General features: G+C 59.2%; 21 protein-coding genes and 4 tRNA genes. 16 read left to right on the top strand and 9 right to left on the bottom strand.

From position 1 onward, the window contains the following. Nucleotides 1-82: 82 nt before the first annotated feature. A complete protein-coding gene (locus BFP92_RS22295; RefSeq protein WP_065931118.1) occupies nt 83-1,366 on the top strand; it encodes a Zn-dependent hydrolase in 1,284 nt (427 codons plus the stop codon). 344 nt (nt 1,367-1,710) lie between these two features. On the opposite strand, the gene BFP92_RS22290 is transcribed toward BFP92_RS22295, so the two are convergent. Then, nucleotides 1,711-1,965, bottom strand: coding sequence for a DUF6124 family protein (locus BFP92_RS22290; protein WP_065931117.1), 255 nt, complete (start codon nt 1,963-1,965; stop codon nt 1,711-1,713). 480 nt (nt 1,966-2,445) lie between these two features. Here BFP92_RS22290 and BFP92_RS22285 point away from each other — a divergent pair, with 480 nt between their 5' ends. Next, on the top strand, nt 2,446-2,784 hold the full coding sequence (locus tag BFP92_RS22285) for a polymorphic toxin type 44 domain-containing protein (RefSeq protein ID WP_083221780.1): 339 nt from the start codon (nt 2,446-2,448) through the stop codon (nt 2,782-2,784). After that, nucleotides 2,762-3,214 (top strand): hypothetical protein, encoded by a 453-nt coding sequence (locus tag BFP92_RS22280; RefSeq protein ID WP_065931115.1) that lies wholly within the window; start codon nt 2,762-2,764, stop codon nt 3,212-3,214. Before BFP92_RS22285 ends, BFP92_RS22280 begins: the two co-directional genes overlap by 23 nt. A gap of 152 nt (nt 3,215-3,366) precedes the next feature. Here the strand turns inward: BFP92_RS22280 and BFP92_RS22275 are convergent, their stop codons facing one another. Genes BFP92_RS22275 through BFP92_RS22265 form a run of 3 tightly spaced genes read right to left on the bottom strand, consistent with a single transcriptional unit; the run spans nt 3,367 to nt 9,146 of the window. Further along, nucleotides 3,367-4,785: an efflux transporter outer membrane subunit gene (locus BFP92_RS22275; protein WP_065931114.1), complete on the bottom strand. Its 1,419-nt coding sequence runs from the start codon at nt 4,783-4,785 to the stop codon at nt 3,367-3,369. Next, on the bottom strand, nt 4,769-5,935 hold the full coding sequence (locus tag BFP92_RS22270; protein WP_065931113.1) for an efflux RND transporter periplasmic adaptor subunit: 1,167 nt from the start codon (nt 5,933-5,935) through the stop codon (nt 4,769-4,771). Before BFP92_RS22270 ends, BFP92_RS22275 begins: the two co-directional genes overlap by 17 nt. Further along, a complete protein-coding gene (locus BFP92_RS22265; RefSeq protein ID WP_065931112.1) occupies nt 5,925-9,146 on the bottom strand; it encodes an efflux RND transporter permease subunit in 3,222 nt (1,073 codons plus the stop codon). Before BFP92_RS22265 ends, BFP92_RS22270 begins: the two co-directional genes overlap by 11 nt. Before the next feature lie 226 nt (nt 9,147-9,372). On the opposite strand from BFP92_RS22265, the gene BFP92_RS22260 reads away from it, so the two are divergent. Then, nucleotides 9,373-9,783, top strand: a complete 411-nt coding sequence (locus tag BFP92_RS22260; protein WP_065931111.1) for a PA0061/PA0062 family lipoprotein — start codon at nt 9,373-9,375, stop codon at nt 9,781-9,783. Here BFP92_RS22260 and BFP92_RS31795 read toward each other — a convergent pair. Next, nucleotides 9,780-9,941, bottom strand: a complete 162-nt coding sequence (locus tag BFP92_RS31795) for a hypothetical protein (RefSeq protein WP_163005485.1) — start codon at nt 9,939-9,941, stop codon at nt 9,780-9,782. The genes BFP92_RS22260 and BFP92_RS31795 overlap by 4 nt on opposite strands. A 197-nt stretch (nt 9,942-10,138) precedes the next feature. Here BFP92_RS31795 and BFP92_RS22255 point away from each other — a divergent pair, with 197 nt between their 5' ends. Beyond that, nucleotides 10,139-10,801, top strand: coding sequence for a peptidase C39 family protein (locus BFP92_RS22255; protein WP_065931110.1), 663 nt, complete (start codon nt 10,139-10,141; stop codon nt 10,799-10,801). Between the two features lie 61 nt (nt 10,802-10,862). On the opposite strand, the gene pbpG is transcribed toward BFP92_RS22255, so the two are convergent. Beyond that, nucleotides 10,863-11,786 (bottom strand): D-alanyl-D-alanine endopeptidase, encoded by a 924-nt coding sequence (gene pbpG / locus BFP92_RS22250; RefSeq protein WP_065931109.1) that lies wholly within the window; start codon nt 11,784-11,786, stop codon nt 10,863-10,865. A 210-nt stretch (nt 11,787-11,996) separates the two neighbouring features. Next, nucleotides 11,997-12,851 carry a bifunctional methylenetetrahydrofolate dehydrogenase/methenyltetrahydrofolate cyclohydrolase FolD gene (gene folD / locus BFP92_RS22245; RefSeq protein ID WP_056861391.1) on the bottom strand — a complete coding sequence of 285 codons (855 nt, stop codon included), beginning with the start codon at nt 12,849-12,851 and terminating at the stop codon, nt 11,997-11,999. Nucleotides 12,852-13,127: 276 nt separating this feature from the next. Between folD and BFP92_RS22240 the strand changes: the two genes are divergently transcribed. From BFP92_RS22240 to BFP92_RS22220, 5 genes are all read left to right on the top strand, one after another. Further along, nucleotides 13,128-13,204, top strand: a tRNA-Arg gene (locus tag BFP92_RS22240). A gap of 32 nt (nt 13,205-13,236) precedes the next feature. Further along, nucleotides 13,237-13,312, top strand: a tRNA-His gene (locus BFP92_RS22235). A gap of 56 nt (nt 13,313-13,368) precedes the next feature. After that, nucleotides 13,369-13,453, top strand: a tRNA-Leu gene (locus tag BFP92_RS22230). A 76-nt stretch (nt 13,454-13,529) separates the two neighbouring features. Beyond that, nucleotides 13,530-13,605: transfer RNA gene (locus tag BFP92_RS22225), tRNA-His, on the top strand. A 168-nt stretch (nt 13,606-13,773) separates the two neighbouring features. Beyond that, on the top strand, nt 13,774-14,367 hold the full coding sequence (locus tag BFP92_RS22220; RefSeq protein ID WP_065931187.1) for an RNA polymerase sigma factor: 594 nt from the start codon (nt 13,774-13,776) through the stop codon (nt 14,365-14,367). Between the two features lie 2 nt (nt 14,368-14,369). On the opposite strand, the gene BFP92_RS22215 is transcribed toward BFP92_RS22220, so the two are convergent. After that, on the bottom strand, nt 14,370-14,630 hold the full coding sequence (locus BFP92_RS22215; protein ID WP_058420897.1) for a hypothetical protein: 261 nt from the start codon (nt 14,628-14,630) through the stop codon (nt 14,370-14,372). Between the two features lie 222 nt (nt 14,631-14,852). Here BFP92_RS22215 and tig point away from each other — a divergent pair, with 222 nt between their 5' ends. From tig to BFP92_RS22185, 6 genes are all read left to right on the top strand, one after another. Continuing rightward, complete coding sequence (tig, locus tag BFP92_RS22210) at nt 14,853-16,163, top strand: trigger factor (protein WP_056861394.1); 1,311 nt, start codon at nt 14,853-14,855, stop codon at nt 16,161-16,163. Nucleotides 16,164-16,254: 91 nt separating this feature from the next. Next, a complete protein-coding gene (clpP, locus tag BFP92_RS22205) occupies nt 16,255-16,890 on the top strand; it encodes an ATP-dependent Clp endopeptidase proteolytic subunit ClpP (RefSeq protein WP_003174822.1) in 636 nt (211 codons plus the stop codon). 112 nt (nt 16,891-17,002) lie between these two features. Continuing rightward, complete coding sequence (clpX, locus tag BFP92_RS22200; RefSeq protein ID WP_017136464.1) at nt 17,003-18,286, top strand: ATP-dependent Clp protease ATP-binding subunit ClpX; 1,284 nt, start codon at nt 17,003-17,005, stop codon at nt 18,284-18,286. Between the two features lie 199 nt (nt 18,287-18,485). Beyond that, on the top strand, nt 18,486-20,882 hold the full coding sequence (lon, locus tag BFP92_RS22195; protein ID WP_065931108.1) for an endopeptidase La: 2,397 nt from the start codon (nt 18,486-18,488) through the stop codon (nt 20,880-20,882). Nucleotides 20,883-21,030: 148 nt separating this feature from the next. Continuing rightward, on the top strand, nt 21,031-21,303 hold the full coding sequence (locus BFP92_RS22190) for an HU family DNA-binding protein (RefSeq protein WP_003174819.1): 273 nt from the start codon (nt 21,031-21,033) through the stop codon (nt 21,301-21,303). 231 nt (nt 21,304-21,534) lie between these two features. Continuing rightward, entirely contained in the window at nt 21,535-23,409 is a 1,875-nt protein-coding gene (locus BFP92_RS22185) for a SurA N-terminal domain-containing protein (protein ID WP_065931107.1), read from the top strand. 163 nt (nt 23,410-23,572) lie between these two features. Here BFP92_RS22185 and nhaA read toward each other — a convergent pair whose 3' ends face one another. Continuing rightward, a complete protein-coding gene (gene nhaA, locus BFP92_RS22180; RefSeq protein ID WP_065931106.1) occupies nt 23,573-24,901 on the bottom strand; it encodes a Na+/H+ antiporter NhaA in 1,329 nt (442 codons plus the stop codon). Nucleotides 24,902-24,949 lie beyond the last annotated feature (48 nt).

Here is a 24,949-nt window from a genome sequence, read left to right as displayed (position 1 = left end):
CAAGCCCGCTCCCACATTTTTGACCTCATTTCACTGCTGGAACCGCGCCAATTCATAAAAAACACAGCCTGAGGAGATCCCCATGAACGCTGCCCTGGACGTTCTGCAATCGACCCATCAGCACATCAACCGCGACCGCCTGTGGCAGTCGCTGATGGACCTGGCCAAACTCGGTGCCACGCCCAAGGGCGGCGTGTGTCGCCTGGCCCTCACCGACCTCGACCGCAAGGCCCGCGACCTGTTTGTGCAGTGGTGTGAGGACGCGGGTTGCACCGTGACCATCGACGGCATCGGCAATATTTTCGCGCGGCGCCCTGGCCGCGACCCCAAGCTGCCACCGGTGATGACCGGCAGCCATATCGACACCCAACCCACCGGCGGCAAGTTCGACGGCTGCTTCGGCGTGCTGGCAGGTGTGGAAGTGCTGCGCACCCTCAACGACCTCAAGATCGAAACCGAGGCGCCGCTGGAAGTGGTGGTGTGGACCAACGAAGAAGGCTCGCGCTTCCCGCCGTGCATGATGGGCTCGGGTGTGTTTGCCGAGAAATTCACCCTGGCCGATACCTTGGCCAAGGTCGATGTGGAAGGCGTCAGCGTGGGCGATGCGTTGAATGCGATTGGCTATGCGGGCACGCGGCCGGTCAGTGGTCACAAGGTGGGCGCGTATTTTGAAGCGCATATCGAACAAGGCCCGATTCTGGAGGACGAGAAGAAAACCATCGGCGTAGTGCTGGGGGCATTGGGGCAGAAGTGGTTTGACCTGAAACTGCGTGGCGTTGAAGCGCATGCAGGGCCGACGCCGATGCACCTGCGCAAGGATGCGCTGGTGGGCGCGGCCGCCGTGGTGGCGGCGGTGAATGCGGCGGCGTTGGGGCATCAGCCGCATGCGTGCGGCACTGTCGGTTGCCTGCAAGCCTACCCAGGCTCACGCAATGTGATCCCCGGTGAAGTGCGTATGACCCTGGACTTCCGTCACCTGGAACCGGCGCGGCTGGATTCGATGATTGCCCAGGTGCGCACGGTGATCGACGAGACCTGTGCCAAGCATGGGCTGACGTTTGAGCTGGAACCCACTGCCGACTTCCCGCCTTTGTACTTCGACAAAGGCTGCGTGGACGCTGTGCGCGATGCGGCGAATGGGTTGGGCTTGTCGAACATGGATATTGTCAGCGGGGCAGGGCACGACGCGATCTTTGTTGCTGAACTGGGTCCGGCGGGGATGATCTTTGTGCCGTGTGAAGGCGGCATCAGCCATAACGAAATCGAGAATGCCGCGCCGGATGATCTGGCGGCAGGGTGTGCGGTGTTGTTGCGGGCGATGGTGGCGGCATCGGCGGCGATCGCCGGCGGGAAGCTTGCTGCCTGATAGGCCGCTATTGCAGTACAGGTATCTAAGCAACTTCTGTTGAATACAAAGTCTGTGGCAAGCGGGCTGTTGTGGCGAGCAGGCTTGCCCTGCGTTGGGCTGCGCAGCAGCCCCAAAAAACCGACGCAGAGTTCTTTCAGGAGTATCTCGGTGTCTACATTGGGGCTGCTGCGCAGCCCAACGCAGGGCAAGCCTGCTCGCCACAGAGGAATGTGGCAGCTTTGAAAAGTTGGGTAGATTCCTATGCTCACCGCAGGCAAGCCAGCTTCCACCTTTTGATCTGTGAATACATTCCAAATGTGGGAGCTGGCTTGCCTGCGAAGAGGCCCTGACAGGCGACGCCGTTACTGCACACGTGCCTCGCCGCTTCCCTCTACGACTCGATCAACCAGCAACTGCACACCCTCCACCATCCGACAAATTCCCAGCACCACGCTGCGCTGCGGACCTTCAACTTCAAAAGCCAGGTTCGCCGCGATGGCAGTGATGGATTCCAGATCCTGAGAGGCATTGACCAGCAGGGTTTCGGTGTCGAGATTGGGGCGGAGGGTGAAGAGCAGGTTTGAGTCCGAAGGTGGGTTTGGACTTTCTTTGATCATGAGGTAACTCCTGGAGAATTAAGGGCTGGCTACCCCCAAATCTTTCTCACGGACTGTGGGTGGCAGCTGTACGCGGAGTGAGAAAACCAAGTCTCCAGGAACTCGGCCACGCCGAAGCATGCCCGCGCACAGCCGCCATTACAGCGAGCACAAAAAAGCGTCTGCACTGTATATGGTGAGCGCGTTCGCGCCAATGGAGTTGTTCGGATTTCTCACGTCCGGTCGCTGAGTTAGCAGCGACTAGCGAAGACTAGTGACAGCCGTTCCGAGCAACAACCCTAAAAACCTGTAAGAAAAAGCCCGTTTTGAGGGGCTGGTGCAGGGCGTGTCCTAATCTATCGTACGAAGTTTCTTTTACATCTTGCGGCGCTCAAAACTCTTCGTTTCCAGTGCTAGGTTTCGCCTCGAAAAAACCTAATGCAAAGGAAGCATGCAATGGCAAACCCTAAGCCGCCGCCTGGCGTATCAGTTAACGAAAATATGTTCATCGCCGCACATAAGAAGGATGTGCTCAAAGCAGGTTCAGCGTTCATGTACTCTTGGTTTTATACTCAGGTTCGTAATCGCGGGCCTTGGGACTACAAGCAAATCTCCAAAGAGTATGAAGCGTTTGGAAACTTTCATTATGGTGCTGTAGGCATTGCTGCCGGGTTCAGTGAAGAAGTGCTTCTGCGTGCAGCGGGGCTTGCTCAAACCAGAGCCGGTACAGACAGACCCGAGTTTGGTCGTTGGTGGGGCGATGCGCCCTTTGGTGATGACCCAGTCGACCAGCATTGGATCAAGGAAGGAATCAGGTATGCCAGGTTCAGGTTCTACTAGGACGTCACTCTATTCGATGGTTACCACGACGCTGCTGGCGCTGTGCTTGCTGTATATCGCTGCTGACGGGTTATTTTCGCCAGGGCGTCCGCAATTGACAGAAGTCGTACTGCAGGTTCCGCTGAACGGCGAAGCATCCATCTATGCGGTCAAGGATGACCGTGGTGGTGCAACGGTTCCGTTCAACTACCGATACTATGTTTATCGAACCCTGGGCGCCGACGCAGAAGTATTGTCTGAATTGGAAAACGCCAATCCGTTTCTGGTTACACGCGATGCCGCCGCAAAGGTTGATGTTCAAGGCAGGGCGGTTGCCGTTTCGGTGGAGGGCGAAGTGTCTGATTATCACAGCAGCACCTTGTACCGACATGCCAACGGCAGTGATTACACAGCGGTGAACATTTTTCTGAATAGCCGGCCAGAGGGATGAAATTGATCGTTCCCGCGCTCTGGACGCTCTAAGTGTGGGAGCTGGCTGGCCTGCGATGGCGGTGTGTCAGCCAACCCGTCAGGCGACTGGTTCACCGCCATCGCAGGCAAGCCAGCTCCCACCTTTAATCCCGGCTATGCTGGGGAACTGTGTCAGACGCCGGGTTGCCAGCCGCCGCCGAGCGCGGTGACTAACCCCACACTCGCCTGCAACTGCCGGGTCTGCACGGCCTGCAAGGTTCGCTGCGCCTGCAACGCTGCCGTTTGCGCGGTGACCACATCCAGATAACTCACGGCCCCGGCCTGATAGCTGTTCATCGCCAACGCCTGCGTATGTTCTGCTGCGTCCGCCGCCGCTTGCTCATCCTGGGCTTGCTGCTGCAAATCCCGCAGCTGCGCCAGGTTATCTTCCACCTCGCGCACCGCTTTGAGCACATGGCTACGGTATTGCGCCGACGCTTCTTCAAACTCGGCCTTGGCCTGCCGCTCATTGGCGCTCAGCCGCCCACCCTCAAAGATCGGCAGATTCACCAGCGGCCCCAGCGCCCAATAGCGGTTACCGGCAGACAGCAGGTTGCCAACCCCTTGAGTCTGCCCGCCGATCAGCCCGGTGAGACTGAAATCCGGGTACCACGCCGCCTTGGCCACGCCAATATTGGCATTGGCCGCAAACACCCGCCGTTCCGCCGCCGCAATGTCCGGGCGACGTTGCAGCAGGTGGCTCGGCAGCTGCGAGGGGATGCCCGGCAAGGCAATCAACTGCTGGCTCGGCGGCAGCGTGAAGTTACTGGCTGCCACGCCCACCAATTCACCAATGGCGTGCTCGGTGAGGTTGCGTTGCCCGCGCACTTCATCCAGTTGAGCCTTGGCTTCGGCCAACTGGCTTTGCGCACGGGTCAGGTCCAGCTCCGAAGCAATCTGGCCTTCGTATCGGCTGCGGGTCAGTTGCAGCGCCTGGCTGAAATCCTCCAGCGAGCTATTGAGGATCCGGCTCTGCGCATCCAGCCCATTGAGCTGCACATACAAGGTCGCCAACTGGTGCTGCAGGCTCAGGCGCGCCACCGCCAGGTCATCCCCGGAGGCTTGTGCCTGGGCGTCACCCGCCGCGACCTGATTGCGAATCTTGCCCCACAGGTCGAGGTCGTAGCTCAGGGAAAACGCGGCGGCATTGCTGTTGTACACCGACGGCTGCGTATCGCCGCGCAGTGGCCGCGAATCCGATTGCCGCTGGCGTAGCGGCTGCGCGCTGGCGGTGATTTGCGGGAATAGCCCGGCATGCAATTGGCTGGCATAGGCCTGGGATGCATCAAAGTGCGCCAGCGCCGCCGCCAGGTCCGGGTTGGCCTTGAGCAGTTGCTGTTGCAGGTCATTGAGCTGCGAATCGTTGTAGAGCGTCCACCATTGGGGTGCCAGTTGGTCGGACGGTTGCGCGCTGTGCCACGGGCCATCGCTGGTCTGTTCGCGGTAGCCGGCCGGCAAGTCAACCGAGGGCACCTTGTAGGTGGGCGCCATCGAGCAACCCTGCAAGGTCAGCAGCACTAACGCCGCGAGGGGGTTAAACCTTATGCGCATGGGCACCTCCGGCTTGGGCAAGCTGGACCGGGTCGCCTTCGCGCAGGGCGTCGGGCGGGTTGTCGACCACGCGGTCGGCGGGTTTGAGGCCCTGGTCGATTACCAGGCGCTCGCCCAGGTCCAGGCCGATGTGGATGTCTTGCAGGTGCACATGGTTATGCGCGTCCAGCACCGCCACCTGGGTGCCTTGGGCGCGGAAGATCAAGGCGCTGGCCGGGATGCTCACGCCATGGGTGTCGGCCGGGATTGGCAGGGTGGCTTCGGCGTAGTCACCGGGCAGCAGTTCGCCGTTGGGGTTGTCGGCGACGAATTGCGCAAGCAGGGTGCCCGAACGGCGGTCGATGGCGGTGGAGTCGCCGATCAGGCGCGCCTTGAAGTGTTCGCCAGGGTGCTCGGGCACGGTCAGTTCGGCCTCAAGCCCAGGATGGATCACCGACGCGTAGTTCTGCGGCACCGGCACATACAGGCGCAGTTGGTGGGTGTCGGCGATGTTGAACAGTTCCGGGTCGCTGTCGGTGTCGGCCTTGATCAACTGGCCGATATCGGTGTTGCGCGCGGTGATGGTACCGGCGAACGGCGCACGAATAGTCTTATAGCTTTCCAGCGCCGACAGCCGCGCATAGTCGGCAGCCGCCGCCTCGGCGTTGGCTTTGGCCGCGGCGGCGTTGGAGGTTTTTTCATCCGCCTCCTGACGCGACACCGAATGGCTGGCGAGCAGGTTCTGCCAGCGTGTGGCGGTAGTTGCGGCCAGGCGTGCATTGGCCTGTTCCTGAAGCAGGCGGGCGTGGGTTTGCGCCAGCTGCTGGTCGAGGTCCGGGCTGTCGATTTCGGCGAGGCTTTGCCCGGCTTTCACCTGGCTGCCGATGTCGACTTTCCAGTCTTTCAAATAGCCGCTCACCCGCGCATGAATCGGCGCCTTGCTCCAGGCGTCGAGGTGCGCGGGCAGGCGCAGGGTATCGCCGGCCGCGTTGAGCTTGGGCTGGAACACCATCACCTGGGGGATGGCGGCGGTTTCGGTCCAGGCCGTCACCGCTTCTTCGTGGGTGGTGCGGGCGTGCAGGCCGTTGGCGACCAACAGGGCGGCCAATGTCAGGCCGCCGACACCCAGGAGCATCAGACGCTTGCGCGAGGGTTTGTGATCAGACGACATGTGGGGTTTCTCCAGCAACTTCGCGAGTAGGGTGACGACCGTGGACCAGGCTGAAGACCACGGGTACAAACAACAACGTGGCGATGGTGGCGAAGATCAAGCCACCGATGACGGCGCGGCCGAGCGGAGCGTTTTGCTCCTCGGAAATCGCCAGCGGCAACATGCCGATGATCATCGCCAGGGCGGTCATGCACACCGGGCGGAAGCGCGTGTAACCGGCTTCCATGGCGGCCTTTAACGCATCGCCATGTTCGGCCAGGCGTTCACGGCAGAAGCTCACCACCAGGATCGAGTTGGCGGTGGCCACGCCCATACAGAGGATGGCGCCGGTAAGCGCCGGTACCGACAATGAGGTGCCGCTGAGGAACAGCATCCACACAATCCCCGCCAGCGCCGCCGGCAGTGCAGTGATGATCACAAACGGGTCAGCCCACGACTGGAAGTTGACCACGATCAGCAGGTAGATCAGCACCACGGCGCCGAGCAAGCCGAAGCTCAAACCGCTGAAGGCTTCATGCAGCGCATCGATCTGCCCGTGCAGGCTGATCACCGCGCCTTTGGGGCGCATGGAGGCGGTGTCATCCAGCACCTTTTGCACGTCACGGGCCACGCCGCCGAGGTCGCGGCCTTGCACGTTGGCGTACAGGTCCAGGGTCGGTTCGATGTTGTAGTGGGTCACCACCGCCGGGCTCTGCACGCGGGAGATGCTCGCCAGGCCGCCAAGGATTTGCGATTGCCCATCGGCACCGGTCACCGGCAAGGCTTCCAGTGACGGCAAGCTGTCGAGGCGGTATTGCGGGGTGGCGGCGACGATGGAGTAGGACACGCCGTTGGCCGGGTTAAGCCAGAACGTCGGCGCGACCTGGGAGCTGCCGGCGAGCGAGGCGACCATGCTGTTGGTGACGTCTCGCTCGGTGATGCCCAGGCCATTGGCGCGCATGCGGTCGACGTTCACCTGCAATGATGGGTAGCCGGTGGACTGCTGGATGCGCAGGTCGGCAATGCCCGGAATATGCTGCAGGCGGCGTTCCAGTTCGATGGCGTAAGCGCGGTTTTGCGCATCGCTGCGCCCGGAGATTTTCACGTCCAGCGGCGCGGGGGCACCGAAGTTGAGGATCTGGCTGCTGATGTCGGCAGGCAGGAACGCAAAGTGGCTGCCGGGGAAGCTTTGCGGCAAGGTTTCTCGCAGTTTTTTCACGTAGTCGGCGGTCGGCGCATGGTCCTTTTTCAAGCTGACCTGGATGTCGCCGTCCTGCGGGCCGATGGTGCCGCTGCTGCTGTAGGCCATGTCGATGCCGCTGAGCGGGATGCCGATGTTGTCGACGATGGTGTCGAGCTCTGCGGCGGGGATCACTTCGCGAATCCGCGCTTCAATGCGGTCGAACGCCGCCGCGCTTTCTTCAATACGCGTGCCCAATGGCAAGCGCACGTGCAGGGCCAGGGCGCCGGCGTCGGTGGCCGGGAAGAAGTCCTGGCCCAGGCTTGGCAACAGCAGGAACGAGGCCAGCACGCAGGCCAGGAAGCCGACGATAAAGCGCTTGCGTGCGCCCAGCGCCAGGGTCAGCAGGCCGTGGTAGGTGTCGCGGATATTCGAGAAGTGCCGCTCGAAACCCTGCTGAAAGTTCAGCACCGATTGCAGCACGCGGTTGCGCGGTTTCTTGTGCTGTTCACCTTCGTGATGGTTGATGAACTCATCTTCCGGGTGATGCCCAGGCCCTTGCTCCGGCACGTGCGGCTTGAGCAAAAACATCGCCAGGGTCGGCACCAGGGTGCGCGAGAGAATGAACGAGCTGGCCATGGCGAAAATCACCGCCAGCGCCATCGGCCGGAACAGGTAACCGGCAATGCCTTGCAGCAGGAACATCGGCACAAACACGATGCAGATACACAGCAGCGACACAAACGCCGGGCCGACGATCTGCGCGGCGCCGTCGAGGATCGCGGTCTTCACCGCCTTGCCTTGTTCCAGGTGCCAGTTGATGTTTTCGATGGTCACCGTGGCGTCATCCACCAGAATCCCCACCGCCAACGCGAGCCCGCCGAGGGTCATCACGTTGAGGGTTTGCCCGGTGGCCGCCAGCAATGCAATGGCCGACAACACCGCCAGAGGGATCGAGGCGGCGATGATCAAGGTGGAGCGCCAGCTGCCGAGGAACAGCAGGATCATCGCACTGGTCAGCAGCGCCGCGATGATGCCTTCCTGGGCCACGCTGCCCACCGATTGTTTAACAAACACCGAGGCGTCGCCCAGCAATGAGGTTTTAAGCGACGGCGGCAGGGTTTCGTTGATGCGCGGCAGCATCTGGCGGATGCCGTCGATGATCGACAGGGTAGAGATGCTGCCGTTTTTCAACGCCGGCATCAGCACTGCACGGTGGCCGTCGACGCGCACGATGTTGGTCTGCGGCGGCGAGCCGTCACGCACATGGGCCACCTGGCCGATGGTGATGATTGCGCCGTCGACCGTCTTGATCGGCAGGTCGTTGAGCTCATCAATCGCCTTGGGGCTGTTGTTGAGCAGGATCGTGTATTCGTTGGGGCCGAGTTTGGCGGTACCCACTGGAATGATCTGGTTTTGCAGCGCCAGCGCGTTGCCCACGTCCTGGGCCGACAAGCCTTTGGCGGCCAGCGCCTGGGGGTCGAGGTCGAGGGTTATCTGGCGTTGCTTGCCGCCCATTGGCGTGGGCATGGCCAGGCCGGGCAGGGCGCTCAGGGGCAGGCGGATATTGTTCTGCACCAGGTCGCGGATCTTGGCTTCCGAGAGGCTGGGGCTGGAAAACGCCAGTTGCAGGATCGGCACCGTGGAAGCGCTGTAGTTAAGGATCAGCGGCGGCGTGATGCCCGGTGGCATCTGCTTGAGCACGGTTTGTGACACGGCCGTTACTTGGGCGTTGGCGGTGCGGATATCCACGCCGGGCTGGAAGAAGATCTTGACGATGCCCATGCCGGGCAGCGATTGCGATTCGATGTGTTCGATGTCGTTAACGGTGGTGCTCAAGGAGCGTTCGTAGGTGTAGATCACCCGACCGGCCATGGCGTCCGGTGACAGGCCGTTGTACTGCCAGACCACAGCGACGACGGGGATGCCGATATCGGGAAAAACATCCGTGGGGGTTCGCAGGGCCGCCATCGGCCCGATGATGCAGATGAATATGGCCAACACAATAAACGTGTAGGGCTTTTGCAGTGCGGTCTTTACCAGCCCGAGCATGCGTGAACCTCCGAGGGAGCAGGATTGCAAACCCCGGCAGTCTTGCCCGACCCACCTAACACGCACCTTTCAGCCAGGTGAAGGAACATTTAGTTAACGGCTGAAGATCGTTTCATATGTATTCATTTGTTCTACATAAGGCCGCTCTCCAAGCTTGTCACCCATCGGCGGCGATACAGTTGAATCGCTTCCAACCATTTTTACTGAAGCCCTTTGGAGCCCTGCCATGTCACTCAAACCTTTGTTATTGATCCCCGCACTGGGTGTTGTTTTGTTGTTGTCGGCCTGCGCCGGCCCCCTCCCTAAAGCTGACCCGAGCGAAGCGTGGATTGGTTTGAAGGAAGAAGCGCCAAATGACCTGATGGCCGAGCGCGTCGACGGCCACCGCGTGGACGACGGCCGTTATTTTGAAGTGACCCCGGGGGACCATCGTTTGGATGTGACACTGTTTGAAGAAGAGCCGGGCGACGACAACCAGCAAGACTGCCAGGGCCGGGTCGAGTACAGGAATTTCAAGGCGGGTGAGCACTACACGCTGGTGGAATCCAGCCTGGGCACTACTGTGCGTGCCGTGCTCAAGGACGGTCGCGGCAAGGAAGTGGCCGCGACTCAAGACTTCAGTTGCATGCCAGGCTAGGCGTGATGCACCTCGGCCTTGTGCGGCTTGGCCGGTGCAGCAGGTGTGACATGGGGGTGGTGATGCCGACGCGTTATGCGCATCACGCCCCACAACATCGCGGCTGCTACTGCCAGCCAACCGCAGACCAACATGAAAATCGTTGTTGCAAGGCTCATTCCGGCCTCCTTTCGCCCCGCTGGGGGCACACACAGTCTTCTCAATGGACAGTCTAGCCAGCTGACGGTTGCGTGCTATTGACCAATGGTCGAATCGGTCCAACTTGTTGGCTATATCAGCGCGCTGTCACTGCTCCCTGAATGCGATTGGGCTATGATCTGGGCCCTTACCGGCCGTTGATCAAGAGAGTAAAAAATTGCGCTTACGCTCGAACGTTAAAACCTCCTTGTTGCTGGCGTGCGCCCTCGGGTTGGCGGCGTGCTCCGGGCACCCGTCGAAACTGGCGGGCTTGCCGGAGCGCGTTGAACTCACGGGCGTGCCGGCGTATCGCAGCGAGGCCTATCAGAGCGGTCCTTCAGCATTAGCCAGCATGCTGTCGCAACAAGGCATTGTCATGACACCCGGCTTGCTCGACAAACCGCTGCACTTGCCGGGCGGCGAGGCGAACCTTGAGCGCAACATGCAGGTGCTGGCGCGTGAATACGGGCTGATGGTGTACCCGCTGGACAGCCAGTTGACGGGCGTGCTGGCGCAAGTGGCGGCGGGTTACCCGGTGATGGCGCGGATTAATCCGAGCATGTGGTCGGGGACGCGTTATGTGGTGGTGGTGGGGTTCAATCAGCAGAAGAGCACGGTGTTGCTGCGCTCGGGCATGGACCGGCGGTTGTTGATGAGCTTCAGTGATTTTGAATCGGCGTGGAAGAGTGCAGGGCACTGGGCGATTTTGACCCAGCGCCCTAGCCAGTTGCCGGCGAATGTGGATGTGCAGCGCTGGCGTGATTCTGCCAATGCCACGGCGCAGGCCGGGCAGGAACAGGCGGCGGCGCAGGCACTCAAGGTGCTGGCGGAAAGAAAGTAGAAGGCACTGAAGGTCAATGCCTGTGGGAGCTTGCTAGTGTGGGAGCTGGCTCCCACACTATTCAGCGGCGTACTTCAGCCGCGTTCGGGCGACTCTTCAGGTTCTTGTCGGCCTTGTAACGCAACGCCACATCCGGCACCGAGCCACTGCGGCCGGTTTCGACCCAGTTGCGGATACGCGTGGCATCGGCGAAGTGGGTGAACTTGCCGAACGCATCAAGGATCACCAGCGAGACTGGGCGGTTGCCCATGCTGGTCACCAGCACCAGGCAATGGCCGGCCTGGTTGGTGAAGCCGGTCTTGGTCAGCTTGATATCCCAGTTGGCGCGGTTGATCAGGTGATCGGTGTTGGAGAAACCCAAGGTGTAGTTGGGCTTGCGGAACGCCACGGTCTTTTCCTTGGTGGTGCTCAGTTGGCTCAGCATCGGGTATTTACGCGCAGCGGCCAGCAGCTTGCTCAGGTCGCGGGCGGTGGACACGTTGTGAATCGACAGGCCGGTAGGTTCCACGTAATGCGTGCTGGTCATGCCCAGCGCCTTGGCTTTGGCATTCATTGCTGCAATAAACGCCGGGTAGCCGCCCGGGTAGTGGTGGGCCAGGCTGGCGGCGGCGCGGTTTTCCGAGGACATCAGGGCGATCAGCAGCATTTCCTTGCGCGGCATTTCGCTGCCGATTTTCACCCGGGAGAACACGCCTTTCATTTCCGGCGTGTCCTTGATGTTGATGTCGATGTACTCATCCATGTTCTGTTTGGCTTCGAGCACGATCAGGCCGGTCATCAGCTTGCTGACGGAGGCAATCGGCACCACCACATCGGGGTTGCTGGCGTAGATGACTTTATTGGTCTGCAGGTCGACCAGGATGGCGCTGCCGGAAGCGATCTGCAGTTTGGAAGTATCACGCGGGGCGATAGTGGTTTCGCTGGCGTGCGCGAAGGTGCCTGTAAATGCAAACAATAGGCTGACAAGAGAGAGACGAATTTTCACGCGGGTGAACTCGCTAAAAAAAGTAAGGAAAATGCCGTTCGAGAACGGTTTTTTGATAAATGCCGTTACATTTTAGGAGTATGGACGAAGAACTGTCGAATGTTCTTCTAGAACCAGACGAAAGTACTTAAAAACTAAGAAAAAAAGGGTTTTTAGCCGCGCAATAAAAAGCCCTGCGATAAGGCAGGGCTTTTTCAGTACCGCTGGTTATTAGTCGTGCAGGGTTTCTGCTGCGTACAGGGTATTTTCCAGCAGGCACGCACGGGTCATCGGGCCGACACCGCCGGGTACCGGGGTGATCCAGCCGGCGCGGGGCAGGGCGGTTTCGTACACCACGTCGCCGACCAGCTTGCCGTCATCCTGACGGTTGATGCCTACGTCGATGACGATGGCGCCTTCCTTGATCCACTCGCCCTTGACCAGGCCCGGCTTGCCGGCGGCAACCACCACCAGGTCGGCGCGGCCGACGTGGCCGGCGAGGTCCTTGGTGAAACGGTGGGTGACAGTCACGGTACAGCCGGCCAGCAGCAGTTCCATGGCCATCGGGCGACCGACGATGTTGGAGGCACCGACCACTACCGCATCGAGGCCGTACAGATCGACGCCGGTGCTTTCCAGCAGGGTCATGATGCCCTTCGGGGTGCACGGGCGCAGCAGCGGAATACGCTGGGCCAGGCGGCCGACGTTATACGGGTGGAAACCGTCGACGTCTTTGTCCGGGCGGATGCGCTCCAGCAGTTTGGAGGCGTCCAGGTGCTCGGGCAGCGGCAATTGCAGCAGGATGCCGTCGATGGCCGGGTCGTCGTTGAGGCCGTCGATCAGGTCGGTAAGCGCCTGCTGGGTGGTCTCGGAAGGCAAGTCGTAGGCCTTGGAAATAAAGCCGACCTCTTCACAGTCTTTACGCTTGTGCGAGACATAAACCTGAGAGGCAGGATCGCTGCCGACCAGGATCACCGCGAGGCCAGGCGTGCGCAGGCCTTGCAGGCGGCGCTCGGTGACTCGTTTGGCGATCTGCTGGCGCAGGCTGGCGGCGATTGATTTGCCGTCGATAAGTTGTGCAGTCATTACGCGTGATTAACCATCGAGAGGGGGAAGAAAAGTGCGCGCATTCTCGCACGCCATGACGTGAGGGCAAAGGCGCTTGGTCTGCAAATTGCCCTAACCCCTTAAATAAAATCAGTTTTTTTCAAAAAAGATTTGACGGGTATCAAGGCCGTCTATACTATTCGTCGCACTTGTCGGGCACAGCCTAGCACTGGTTAAGAAGGTCGAGCAGATAGAGCTGTTCTGCAAGGCTGGAAGCACTTAGTTTGTAATCTTCAACGAGTACAGATTAATAAGGCGCCCGTAGCTCAGCTGGATAGAGCATCCGCCTTCTAAGCGGATGGTCGCAGGTTCGAGTCCTGCCGGGTGCGCCATTAGGCAGCTTTGGCACAAGTAGCGCTAGATGGTGGGCGTAGCTCAGTTGGTAGAGCACGGGATTGTGACTCCCGTTGTCGAGGGTTCGATCCCCTTCGTCCACCCCATATTTAAAAAGGCGCCAGATTAATCGTCTGGCGCCTTTGCTTTAAGAGCTTCAAGCGCGGATGTGGTGGAATTGGTAGACACACTGGATTTAGGTTCCAGCGCCGCGAGGCGTAAGAGTTCGAGTCTCTTCATCCGCACCAATTAAGCGTCATCCGGCCATCAGGCAGGGTGAGGCCAGACAAGGAAGGTGTTCGAGTTCCTTGTTGATGCAATATGGTGGGCGTAGCTCAGTTGGTAGAGCACGGGATTGTGACTCCCGTTGTCGAGGGTTCGATCCCCTTCGTCCACCCCATATTCTAAAAAGCGCCAGATCAATGATCTGGCGCTTTTTTTTGCATCCGAAAAATGCCCGGCCGCGTATGTATTGACGAGGATGGCCGTGGACGGGCCTGGATCCTCATCCGCTGCTACGTGGAGGGTCTGAAAAATGTTGGCACAACAGCAGGATCACAATCAGGGAATGGCGGTTGGCGAAGCATACTTGCTCGGGCGCCTGCTGTTGGGGGAGCAAGCGGCCTATTGCGACCTGGTCAACACCCATCAGGGCGCCATGCGTGCGGTGGCTTCGGCGATTGCCGGGCATCGGCATGTCGATGACGTGGTGCAGGATGCCTGGTTGGCGATTGTGCGCGGGTTGAGTGGTTTTCAGGGGCGCTCCAGCCTCAAGACCTGGGTGCTGACCATTACGGCCAATAAAGCCAAGGGCCGCTATGGTCGGAATCGGCGCGAAGTGTTTTTCGACGACGCGCTGGGTCAGGAGCGCTTTTGCGCCGCCAGCGGCCAGTGGTTGTCGGTGCCGGTGGGCTGGCATGAAGATACGCCCGAGGCGCTAGCCAGTGAGGATGAGCTGCGTGCCTGTATCGAGCGCACGCTGCAGGAACTGTCGACGCTTCAGAGCGCCGCGCTTGTGCTGCGTGAGCGTGTAGGGCTTGAGCTTGAGGAAATTGCCGAGTTGCTGGGCGTGAGTCTGTGCAACGCGCGGGTGCTGCTGCACCGGGCGCGCAGTCGGGTTTTTGCCGCCATCGACCGGCACCAGGCCTGCGGCCTTGATTGACGTCAAGAAAAAACAAGCATTCTCAATGCCTTGGCGTTAGAATCGTTGCCGGTTTTGAGCGTGTAGAACTGATCCGCGGCTATATAAGGGTCAGTACAGCTATTTAATAGCGAATAACGGCGCAGTACCTGAAAAAGGGCTGTGCCGTTTTTGTTTGAGTGTTTTGAGTTTCCGGGGTAGGGCGTTTCATCGTATTTGTGTTTCTCGATGCTGCCGCCACACCCTTCGACCTTGCTTGCAGGGTCGCTCGCCGGGGTGTGCATCCGGCTCTTCTATATATAGAAGGGCTGGCCTAGAGCCCTGGCGGGATGCGCTGTATTTGCTAACGGGATGAGGTGCATGCGTGCACTTGAACCTATAAATGGCCTGCTGTTTTTCCACCCGTTTTCAGTAGGGTGACTTCTTGAGTTTGACCCACTAGAATGCATGCCCTTGATTCTGGGGTCGGAAACGGCCGGCTAACGTCTGTGCAACGAGGAATATCCATGCAAGTTTCTGTTGAAAATACTACTGCCATCGAGCGCCGCCTGAGCATCACCGTTCCGGCAGAGCGTATTGAGACTGCGGTCAACAAGCGTCTGCAGCAGACTGCCCAAAAGGCCAAGATCGCTGGTTTCCGTCCAGGCAAAGTGCCGATGAGCGAAATCAAGCGTCGTTTTGGTGCCGATGCGCGTCAGGAAGCTGTGGGTGACGTGATCCAGGCTTCCTTCTACGAAGCTGTTGTCGAGCACAAGCTGAACCCGGCGGGTTCGCCTTCGATCGAGCCTAAATCCCTGGAAGCCGGTAAAGACCTGGAATACGTTGCCGTATTCGAAGTGTTCCCGGAATTCACCGTTGCCGGTTTCGAAGACATCGCCGTTGAGCGCCTGAGCGCTGACGTGGCGGATGCCGACCTGGACAACATGCTGGAAATCCTGCGCAAGCAGAACACTCGTTTCGAAGTGGCCGAGCGTGCCGCCCAGAACGAAGACCAGCTGAACATCGATTTCGTTGGCAAGGTTGACGGCGAAGCATTCGCTGGCGGCTCCGCCAAGGGCACCCAGCTGGTACTGGGTTCCAACCGCATGATCCCGGGCTTCGAAGACGGCCTGGTTGGCGCCAAGGCCGGTGAAGAACGCGTTCTGAGCCTGACTTTCCCGGCTGACTACCAGAACCTGGACCTGGCCGGCAAAGCCGCCGAGTTCACCGTGACCGTCAACAGCGTTTCCGAGCCTAAGCTGCCTGAGCTGAACGAAGAGTTCTTCGCCCAGTTCGGTATCAAGGAAACCGGCATCGACGGTTTCCGCACCGAAGTTCGCAAGAACATGGAGCGTGAACTGCGTCAGGCCATCAAGTCCAAGGTCAAGAACCAGGTAATGGACGGTCTGCTGGCCGCCAACCCGATCGAAGTGCCCAAGGCCCTGCTGTCCAACGAAGTGGATCGCCTGCGCGTTCAAGCGGTTCAGCAGTTCGGTGGCAACATCAAGCCTGACCAACTGCCGGCCGAGCTGTTCGAAGAGCAAGCCAAGCGCCGCGTTGTACTGGGTCTGGTCGTGGCTGAAGTGGTCAAGCAATTCGACCTCAAGCCTGACGAAGATCGCGTTCGCGAGATGATCCAGGAAATGGCTTCGGCCTACCAGGAGCCTGAGCAGGTCGTGGCTTGGTACTACAAGAACGACCAGCAACTGAACGAAGTACGTTCGGTTGTGCTGGAAGAACAAGTTGTGGATACTGTTCTGCAGAAGGCTAAGGTGACCGACAAAGCGGTCTCTTACGAAGAAGCAGTCAAACCGGCGGAAGCAGCACAAGCCGACTGATTGTCCAACTCGTTCGAAATATAACCATAAGCCAGCCTCGCGCTGGCTTATGCGTTTTCAAGACATGACTATTTGGGAGTAACTGCAGAGCATGTTCCGTAATTCCTATATTCAGCAGAACTCTGATATCCAGGCCGCCGGCGGCCTGGTCCCGATGGTTGTCGAGCAATCTGCTCGTGGCGAACGCGCCTATGACATCTACTCGCGCCTGCTCAAGGAACGAGTGATTTTTCTGGTCGGCCCGGTAGAGGACTACATGGCCAACCTGATCTGCGCGCAACTGCTGTTCCTTGAAGCGGAAAACCCGGACAAGGACATCCATCTTTACATCAACTCCCCGGGCGGCTCGGTCACTGCAGGCATGTCGATTTACGACACCATGCAGTTCATCAAGCCAAACGTGTCGACCACGTGCATCGGCCAGGCCTGCAGCATGGGCGCGTTCCTGCTGACCGCAGGTGCCGAGGGCAAGCGTTATTGCCTGCCGAACTCGCGTGTGATGATTCACCAGCCGTTGGGCGGTTTCCAGGGCCAGGCATCGGACATCGAAATCCACGCCAAGGAAATCCTGTTTATTCGTGAGCGTCTGAACACGCTGATGGCCAAGCACAGCGGGCACACCCTGGAAGAAATCGAGCGTGACACCAACCGCGACAATTTCATGAGCGCTGAAGCTGCTCGTGAATACGGGTTGATCGACGCAGTGATCGAAAAGCGCCCCGCTTAATATAAGCACCTCAAAATAAGGCTGGTCGGCATGTCCGACCACCGGCGGGCTTGAAAAAGCCCGCATAAGCCTTCATCTTGTGTTGCAAGCCTATCGGATTTGGATCGAACGAATGACTGACACCCGCAACGGCGAGGACAACGGCAAGCTGCTCTATTGCTCCTTCTGCGGCAAAAGCCAGCATGAAGTACGCAAATTGATTGCCGGCCCCTCGGTGTTTATCTGCGACGAGTGCGTCGACCTGTGCAATGACATCATCCGCGAGGAGGTGCAGGAAGCCCAGGCCGAGAGCAGCGCGCATAAATTGCCTTCGCCTAAAGAAATCAGCGGCATCCTTGATCAGTATGTGATTGGTCAAGAGCGTGCAAAAAAGGTTCTGGCGGTAGCGGTGTACAACCACTACAAGCGCTTGAACCAGCGTGACAAGAAAGGCGACGAAGTCGAACTCGGCAAGAGCAACATCTTGCTGATTGGTCCTACAGGCTCGGGTAAAACCCTGCTTGCAGAAACCCTCGCTCGCCTGCTGAACGTTCCGTTCACCATCGCCGACGCCACCACCCTCACCGAGGCTGGCTACGTGGGTGAAGATGTCGAGAACATCATTCAGAAGCTGCTGCAGAAGTGCGACTACGACGTAGAGAAGGCCCAGATGGGTATTGTCTACATCGACGAAATCGACAAGATTTCGCGCAAGTCCGACAACCCGTCGATCACTCGGGACGTTTCCGGTGAAGGCGTGCAGCAAGCCCTGTTGAAACTGATCGAAGGCACGGTTGCTTCCGTACCGCCACAAGGCGGCCGCAAGCACCCGCAGCAGGAATTCCTTCAGGTTGATACGCGCAACATCCTGTTCATCTGTGGCGGTGCATTCTCGGGGCTGGAAAAGGTTATTCAGCAACGTTCCACCCGTGGCGGCATCGGCTTTGGTGCAGAAGTGCGCAGCAAGGAAGAAGGCAAGAAGGTAGGCGAGTCTCTGCGTGAAGTCGAACCTGACGATTTGGTCAAGTTCGGTCTGATCCCGGAATTCGTTGGCCGTCTGCCGGTCCTGGCCACGTTGGACGAGCTGGATGAGGCTGCTTTGATTCAGATCCTCACCGAGCCGAAAAACGCCCTGACCAAGCAATACGCCAAGCTGTTCGAGATGGAAGGTGTAGACCTCGAGTTCCGTACCGACGCGCTCAAATCAGTGGCCAAACGGGCACTGGAGCGCAAGACCGGTGCACGTGGCCTGCGTTCGATCCTCGAAGGCGTGTTGCTCGACACCATGTACGAAATCCCCTCGCAATCCGAGGTGAGCAAGGTGGTGATCGACGAAAGCGTTATCGAAGGCAAGTCCAAGCCACTGTATATCTACGAAAACAGTGAGCCGGCTGCCAAGGCTGCACCTGACGCGTAAGCGTCAAGCCATCGCAGTACAAGCAAGGGCCTTTCGAGGCCCTTTCTTTTTATGTGGCGGTTTTTCGGGGCGGTTTGTGTTTTGCGGTTAAATTCGCGTTTATTCATGCGTTTAACTGCTGGCATTGAGCTTGTTTTTTTTGCGTACAGCCCCCATCTTGGTTTCAAGCTAATTTTTCAACTGTCATAGAGGCGAAATCATGAAGACAACCATTGAATTGCCTCTCCTGCCGTTGCGTGATGTCGTCGTCTATCCGCACATGGTTATCCCGCTGTTCGTGGGGCGCGAGAAGTCTATCGAAGCCCTCGAGGCTGCGATGACGGGCGACAAGCAAATCCTGCTGTTGGCCCAGAAGAATCCTGCTGATGATGATCCAGGCGAAGACGCCCTGTATCGCGTCGGCACCGTTGCGACTGTTCTGCAATTGCTCAAGTTGCCCGATGGCACCGTCAAGGTGCTGGTCGAAGGCGAGCAACGTGGTGCGGTCGAGCGCTTCATGGAGGTGGACGGGCATCTGCGCGCCGAAGTGGCGCTGATCGATGAAGTCGAAGCCCCTGAGCGCGAATCCGAAGTGTTTGTGCGCAGCCTGCTCTCGCAGTTCGAGCAGTATGTGCAGTTGGGCAAGAAAGTCCCGGCTGAAGTGCTGTCTTCTCTCAACAGCATCGATGAGCCAAGCCGCCTGGTCGACACCATGGCCGCGCACATGGCGCTCAAGATCGAGCAGAAGCAGGACATCCTCGAAATCATCGACCTGCCGGCCCGTGTCGAACACGTGCTGGCGCTGCTGGATGGCGAAATCGACCTGCTGCAGGTTGAGAAGCGCATCCGTGGCCGCGTGAAGAAACAAATGGAGCGCAGCCAGCGCGAGTACTACCTGAATGAGCAGATGAAGGCCATTCAGAAAGAACTCGGCGACAGCGAAGAAGGCCACAACGAAGTCGAAGAGCTGAAAAAGCGCATCGACGCCGCCGGCCTGCCTAAAGACGCCCTGACCAAGGCCATGGCTGAGCTGAACAAGCTCAAGCAAATGTCGCCAATGTCGGCCGAAGCCACCGTGGTGCGTTCCTACATCGACTGGCTGGTGCAGGTGCCGTGGAAGGCTCAGACCAAGGTGCGCCTGGACCTGGCCCGTGCCGAAGAGATCCTTGACGCCGACCACTACGGCCTCGAAGAAGTTAAAGAACGCATCCTCGAATACCTCGCCGTGCAAAAGCGCGTGAAGAAAATTCGTGGCCCGGTGTTGTGCCTGGTCGGGCCTCCGGGTGTGGGTAAAACCTCCCTGGCCGAGTCGATTGCCAGTGCGACCAACCGTAAATTTGTGCGCATGGCCCTTGGCGGTGTGCGTGATGAAGCTGAAATTCGTGGCCATCGCCGTACTTACATCGGTTCGATGCCAGGAAGATTGATTCAAAAAATGACAAAGGTGGGTGTGCGCAACCCGCTGTTCCTGCTCGATGAAATCGACAAAATGGGCAGCGACATGCGTGGCGATCCGGCCTCGGCGTTGCTCGAAGTGCTCGACCCCGAGCAAAACCACAATTTCAACGACCATTACCTGGAAGTCGACTACGACTTGTCCGACGTAATGTTCCTGTGCACCTCCAACTCCATGAACATCCCGCCAGCCCTGCTGGACCGGATGGAGGTGATTCGTCTGCCGGGTTACACCGAAGACGAAAAGATCAACATCGCCGTCAAATACCTCGCGCCCAAGCAGATTTCGGCCAATGGCCTGAAAAAAGGCGAGATCGAATTTGAGGTCGAAGCGATCCGCGACATCGTGCGTTACTACACCCGCGAAGCCGGTGTGCGTGGTCTTGAGCGTCAGATTGCGAAGATTTGCCGCAAAGCGGTCAAGGAGCACTCGCTGGAAAAACGCTTCTCGGTGAAGGTGGTTGCCGATTCCCTGGAGCACTTCCTGGGCGTGAAGAAATTCCGTTACGGCCTGGCTGAGCAGCAGGATCAGGTAGGGCAGGTAACTGGCCTGGCGTGGACCCAGGTGGGCGGCGAACTGCTGACCATCGAAGCTGCGGTGATCCCGGGCAAAGGCCAGCTTATCAAGACGGGTTCGCTGGGTGATGTGATGGTCGAATCGATCACCGCCGCGCAGACCGTAGTGCGCAGCCGCGCCAAGAGCCTGGGGATCCCCCTGGACTTCCACGAGAAGCACGACACCCACATCCACATGCCGGAAGGGGCGACCCCCAAAGACGGGCCTAGCGCGGGTGTAGGCATGTGCACGGCACTGGTGTCGGCACTGACGGGCATTCCTGTGCGTGCCGATGTGGCGATGACCGGGGAAATTACCCTGCGTGGTCAGGTATTGGCCATCGGTGGTCTGAAAGAGAAATTGCTCGCTGCACACCGGGGTGGTATCAAGACCGTGATCATTCCTGAAGAGAATGTTCGCGACTTAAAGGAAATTCCGGACAATATCAAGCAGGATCTTCAGATTAAACCGGTTAAATGGATTGACGAGGTCCTGCAAATTGCGCTGCAATACGCGCCGGAGCCCTTGCCGGATGTGGCTCCGGAGATTGTCGCGAAGGACGAAAAACGCGAGTCCGATTCCAAGGAAAGAATTAGCACGCATTAATGCGATTAAGCCTGGGGGCTTCCTTGACAGCTTTTTAGAGCCCTTGTTATAAAGCGGCTCTTAAGTGTCTGTAGGCCATTCAGCACTGGTTTTTGCTTTCACCAAAAAACTTAGAATCATACTCAATAGATATATAAGGGGACTTAGAGTGAACAAGTCGGAACTGATTGATGCTATCGCCGCATCCGCTGATATCCCGAAAGCTGCTGCCGGCCGTGCGCTGGACGCAGTAATCGAATCCGTCACTGGCGCTCTGAAGGCCGGCGACTCCGTGGTACTGGTAGGCTTCGGTACTTTCTCTGTGACTGACCGCCCAGCTCGCACTGGCCGTAACCCACAGACTGGCAAAGCACTGCAAATCGCTGCTGCCAAAAAACCAGGTTTCAAAGCCGGTAAAGCCCTGAAAGAAGCGGTTAACTAAGCTTCGTTCAAGCCTTGCTTACCCGGGTCAGACGCAGGTCTGACCTGGCAGCGGAGCGGCAGCTGACCCGCGTATCCATCGGGTCGCCAGGGCCTGGGGTGTGGTTCAAAACCCCGTCCGCTCCGCCAGTTACGAGAAGGCGCATCCTCGGATGCGCCTTTCTTCTATCCGGACTCTACCCACGCTCCACGGTTGCCTAATTTTTGAAGATCAACCGTTTCTGGGGGACGCATGCTGCAAAATATCAGGGACAATTCACAAGGCTGGATTGCCAAGACCATTATCGGGATCATCGTCGCATTGATGGCGTTCACCGGTATCGAGGCCATTTTCCAGGCTTCGGGTAACAACAAGCAGGACGTGGCCAAGGTCAACGGTGAAGAAATCACCCAGACCGAACTGGGCCAGGCCGTCGATATGCAACGTCGCCAGCTGATGCAACAGTTGGGCAAGGATTTCGATGCTTCGCTGCTGGACGAAAAACTGCTGCGCGAAGCGGCTCTGAAGGGCCTGATCGATCGCAAGCTGTTGCTGCAAGGCGCCGCGGATTCCAAGTTCGGCTTCTCTGAAGCTGCGCTGGACCAAGTGATCCTGCAGACGCCGGAATTCCAGGTGGACGGCAAGTTCAGTGCCGAACGCTTTGACCAGGTGATCCGTCAGCTGGGCTACACCCGTATGCAATTCCGTCAGATGCTGACCCAGGAAATGCTGATCGGCCAGGTTCGCGCAGGCATCGCCGGCAGCGGTTTCGTCACCGACGCCGAAGTGCTGGCTTTCGCCCGTCTGGAAAAACAGACCCGCGATTTTGCCACCGTCAAGATCAAGACCGACCCTGCGGCGGTGAAGCTTACCGACGATGAGGTCAAGGCTTACTACGACCAGCACGCCAAAGAGTTCATGACTCCCGATCAAGTGGTCATCGATTACCTGGAACTGAAGAAGTCGTCCTTCTTCGACCAGGTCACCGTCAAGGACGAAGAGCTGCAGGCGGCCTATCAGAAAGAAACCGCCAACCTCGCTGAACAGCGTCGTGCCGCGCACATCCTGATTGAAGTCAACGACAAGACCACCGACGCGCAAGCCAAGGCCAAGATCGAAGACATCCAGGCACGCCTGGCCAAGGGTGAGAAGTTCGAAGCCCTGGCCAAGGAGTTCTCCCAGGATCCAGGTTCGGCCAACAATGGCGGTGACTTGGGCTTTGCCGGCCCTGGCGTCTACGACCCGGACTTCGAAACCGCCCTGTATGCCTTGAACAAGGACCAGGTGTCGGCGCCGGTGCGAACCACCTTCGGTTGGCACTTGATCAAGCTGTTGGGCGTTGAAGCACCAGAAGTGCCATCGTTTGCCAGCCTGAAAGACAAGCTGACCCGTGAACTCAAGACCCAGCAGGTCGAGCAGCGTTATGTCGAGGCGACCAAGCAATTGGAAGACGCGGCATTCGAAGCCTCCGACCTGGCTCAGCCGGCGTCCGACCTGAAGCTGACCGTGCACACGTCCGCGCCGTTTGGCCGTGAAGGTGGCGAAGGTGTTGCGGCCAACCGTGCCGTGGTCACTGCTGCGTTCAGCCCGGAAGTGCTGGATGAAGGTGCCAACAGCGGCGCTATCGAGCTGGACCCGGAAACCGTCATCGTGCTGCGTGCCAAAGAGCATCTGAAGCCTGCGCAACTGCCGCTGGAAAGCGTGTCGGCTGCGATCCGCACCCAGATGACCAAAGAGCGCGCCATCGCGGCTGCCAAAACCCATGCCGACGAGTTGATCGCCAGCCTGCGTGACGGCAAGACCCCGTTGAACCAGCCGATCGACGGCCAGGCCTGGAAGGTGACTGAAGCGGCGACCCGTAACGCTGAAGCGATCGAGCCGGCCGTGCTGCAAGCCCTGTTCCGCATGCCAAAGCCTGCGGCCAAGGACAAGCCGACCTTCACCACCGTGACCCTGGCTGATGGTAGCCTGGTGATCGTGCGATTGAACGGCGTCAACGAAGCTGCAGCCCCTACCGACGACGAAAAGGCGCAATACCGCCGCTTCCTCGCCTCGCGTATTGGCCAGCAGGACTTTGCTGCCTACCGCAAGCAGTTGGAAACCAAGGCTGACATCAAGAAGTTCTGATGTTGGTTTGAATAGAAAAGCCCCCGGTCCGAAAGACCGGGGGCTTTTTTTTGCGCAATGTCCAGCTCAGAACTGATCGTTCCCACGCTCTGCGTGGTAATGCATCCCGTGACGCTCTGCGTCACCCGCACGCAAGTGCAGAAAGCGGGCCGCGCAGACCGGCTCAGAACTTCAGTTTGCCCCAGCTCAACCCAATCACCGCTGCCACGGTCGACGCCGTCAGCACACTCAGTTTGGCCGCTGCCAGGAGTTCCGGGTCGGAGAAGGCCAGGGACGAGATAAAGATCGACATGGTAAAACCAATCCCCGCCAGCAGGCCGACCAGGCCGACACCGCTCCAGGTGACACCGTCGGGCAGCTTGCAGATATTGAGTTTGACCAGCGTGACACTCGCCAGCATCACGCCCAACGGCTTGCCGATCACCAAGGCGACGATCACGCCCATAAACACGCCGTGGGGCAGCGGGTGCTCAAGGTTCAAGCCCTGTAGGCTCACACCGGCATTGGCCAGGGCGAACAGCGGCATCACGCCGAACGCGACCCACGGGTGCAACGCCGATTGCACGCGCTGCACCGGCGGCATCAGCTCACGTTGGGCTTCGCGCAGTTGCTTGAGCGGCCTGGCGACCTGGTGCGCGTCGTCGGCCGGTTGCGAAAGGCGATCCATCAGCTCGTTGAAGGTACGTCCGATGGTGTCCAGGGGGCGTTCGGTGGTCGGTTTGGAACTCACCGGCGTCATCAGGCCCAAGATCACCCCGGCGAGGGTCGGGTGCACGCCGGTCTTGAGCAGGCCGAACCAGACAATCGCCCCCGGCAGCAGATAGATCGCCGCCTTGCTGATGCCCATCCGCTGGAACACCAGCACTAAGGCCAAACCGCCTGCGGCCACCACCAGGCCCATGTAGTCCAGGCTGGCAGTGAAGAACACGGCAATGATCAGGATCGCCACGATGTCATCGATGATGGCCAGTGCCAGCAGCAACACACGCACACCGCTGGGGATCGATTTGCCCAACAGCGCCAGCACGCCGACGGCAAAGGCAATGTCGGTGGCGGTAGGCACGGCCCAGCCACTGGCGGCGGCGGTGCCATGATTGAGCGCAGTGTAGAGGATGGCGGGCATCAATACGCCACCCAGTGCGGCGCCCAGCGGCAGGGTCGCAAGTTTCAGGTTGGCGAGTGCGCCGTCCTTTATTTCCTGGCGTATCTCGGCGCCAACCACCAGGAAGAAGATGGTCATCAGGCCGTCGTTGACCAGAAAGTGCAGTGAGCGCGACACACTGAAGTCGCCCATCCCGAGGGTGATCGGGGTGTTCCAGAAGTGTTCATAGGACGCGGCGGCGGGGCTGTTGGCCCAGATCAGCGCAGCAATGGCCGCCAGCAGCAGGACGATGCCGCTGACCGCCTCAATGTGTGAAAACCGCTCAAGAGCCGACAGTGCGCCCTCGGTCAAGGCCTGGGGACGAGGGATGGCAGGGTGTTTTTTGGGCACGACAAGTCTCCATTGGCGGCCCGACCAATGCTTTGCTTTAACCTGCGT

Origin of the sequence: Pseudomonas sp. 58 R 3, from assembly GCF_900006605.1 — a bacterium.
Lineage (GTDB): Bacteria > Pseudomonadota > Gammaproteobacteria > Pseudomonadales > Pseudomonadaceae > Aquipseudomonas > Aquipseudomonas salomonii.
The sequence above is the reverse complement of the archived record's forward strand: the minus strand, read 5'-3'. Positions and strand labels throughout refer to the sequence as shown.

Excerpts from the sequence above, each read along its gene's own strand:
- BFP92_RS22295 (WP_065931118.1), top strand. The coding sequence starts at position 83 with ATGAACGCTGCCCTGGACGTTCTGCAATCGACCCATCAGCACATCAAC.
- BFP92_RS22290 (WP_065931117.1), bottom strand. The coding sequence starts at position 1,965 with ATGATCAAAGAAAGTCCAAACCCACCTTCGGACTCAAACCTGCTCTTC.
- BFP92_RS22285 (WP_083221780.1), top strand. The coding sequence starts at position 2,446 with ATGTTCATCGCCGCACATAAGAAGGATGTGCTCAAAGCAGGTTCAGCG.
- BFP92_RS22280 (WP_065931115.1), top strand. The coding sequence starts at position 2,762 with ATGCCAGGTTCAGGTTCTACTAGGACGTCACTCTATTCGATGGTTACC.
- BFP92_RS22275 (WP_065931114.1), bottom strand. The coding sequence starts at position 4,785 with ATGCGCATAAGGTTTAACCCCCTCGCGGCGTTAGTGCTGCTGACCTTG.
- BFP92_RS22270 (WP_065931113.1), bottom strand. The coding sequence starts at position 5,935 with ATGTCGTCTGATCACAAACCCTCGCGCAAGCGTCTGATGCTCCTGGGT.
- BFP92_RS22265 (WP_065931112.1), bottom strand. The coding sequence starts at position 9,146 with ATGCTCGGGCTGGTAAAGACCGCACTGCAAAAGCCCTACACGTTTATT.
- BFP92_RS22260 (WP_065931111.1), top strand. The coding sequence starts at position 9,373 with ATGTCACTCAAACCTTTGTTATTGATCCCCGCACTGGGTGTTGTTTTG.
- BFP92_RS31795 (WP_163005485.1), bottom strand. The coding sequence starts at position 9,941 with ATGAGCCTTGCAACAACGATTTTCATGTTGGTCTGCGGTTGGCTGGCA.
- folD (WP_056861391.1), bottom strand. The coding sequence starts at position 12,851 with ATGACTGCACAACTTATCGACGGCAAATCAATCGCCGCCAGCCTGCGC.
- BFP92_RS22220 (WP_065931187.1), top strand. The coding sequence starts at position 13,774 with ATGGCGGTTGGCGAAGCATACTTGCTCGGGCGCCTGCTGTTGGGGGAG.
- BFP92_RS22215 (WP_058420897.1), bottom strand. The coding sequence starts at position 14,630 with ATGCACACCCCGGCGAGCGACCCTGCAAGCAAGGTCGAAGGGTGTGGC.
- tig (WP_056861394.1), top strand. The coding sequence starts at position 14,853 with ATGCAAGTTTCTGTTGAAAATACTACTGCCATCGAGCGCCGCCTGAGC.
- clpP (WP_003174822.1), top strand. The coding sequence starts at position 16,255 with ATGTTCCGTAATTCCTATATTCAGCAGAACTCTGATATCCAGGCCGCC.
- clpX (WP_017136464.1), top strand. The coding sequence starts at position 17,003 with ATGACTGACACCCGCAACGGCGAGGACAACGGCAAGCTGCTCTATTGC.
- lon (WP_065931108.1), top strand. The coding sequence starts at position 18,486 with ATGAAGACAACCATTGAATTGCCTCTCCTGCCGTTGCGTGATGTCGTC.
- BFP92_RS22185 (WP_065931107.1), top strand. The coding sequence starts at position 21,535 with ATGCTGCAAAATATCAGGGACAATTCACAAGGCTGGATTGCCAAGACC.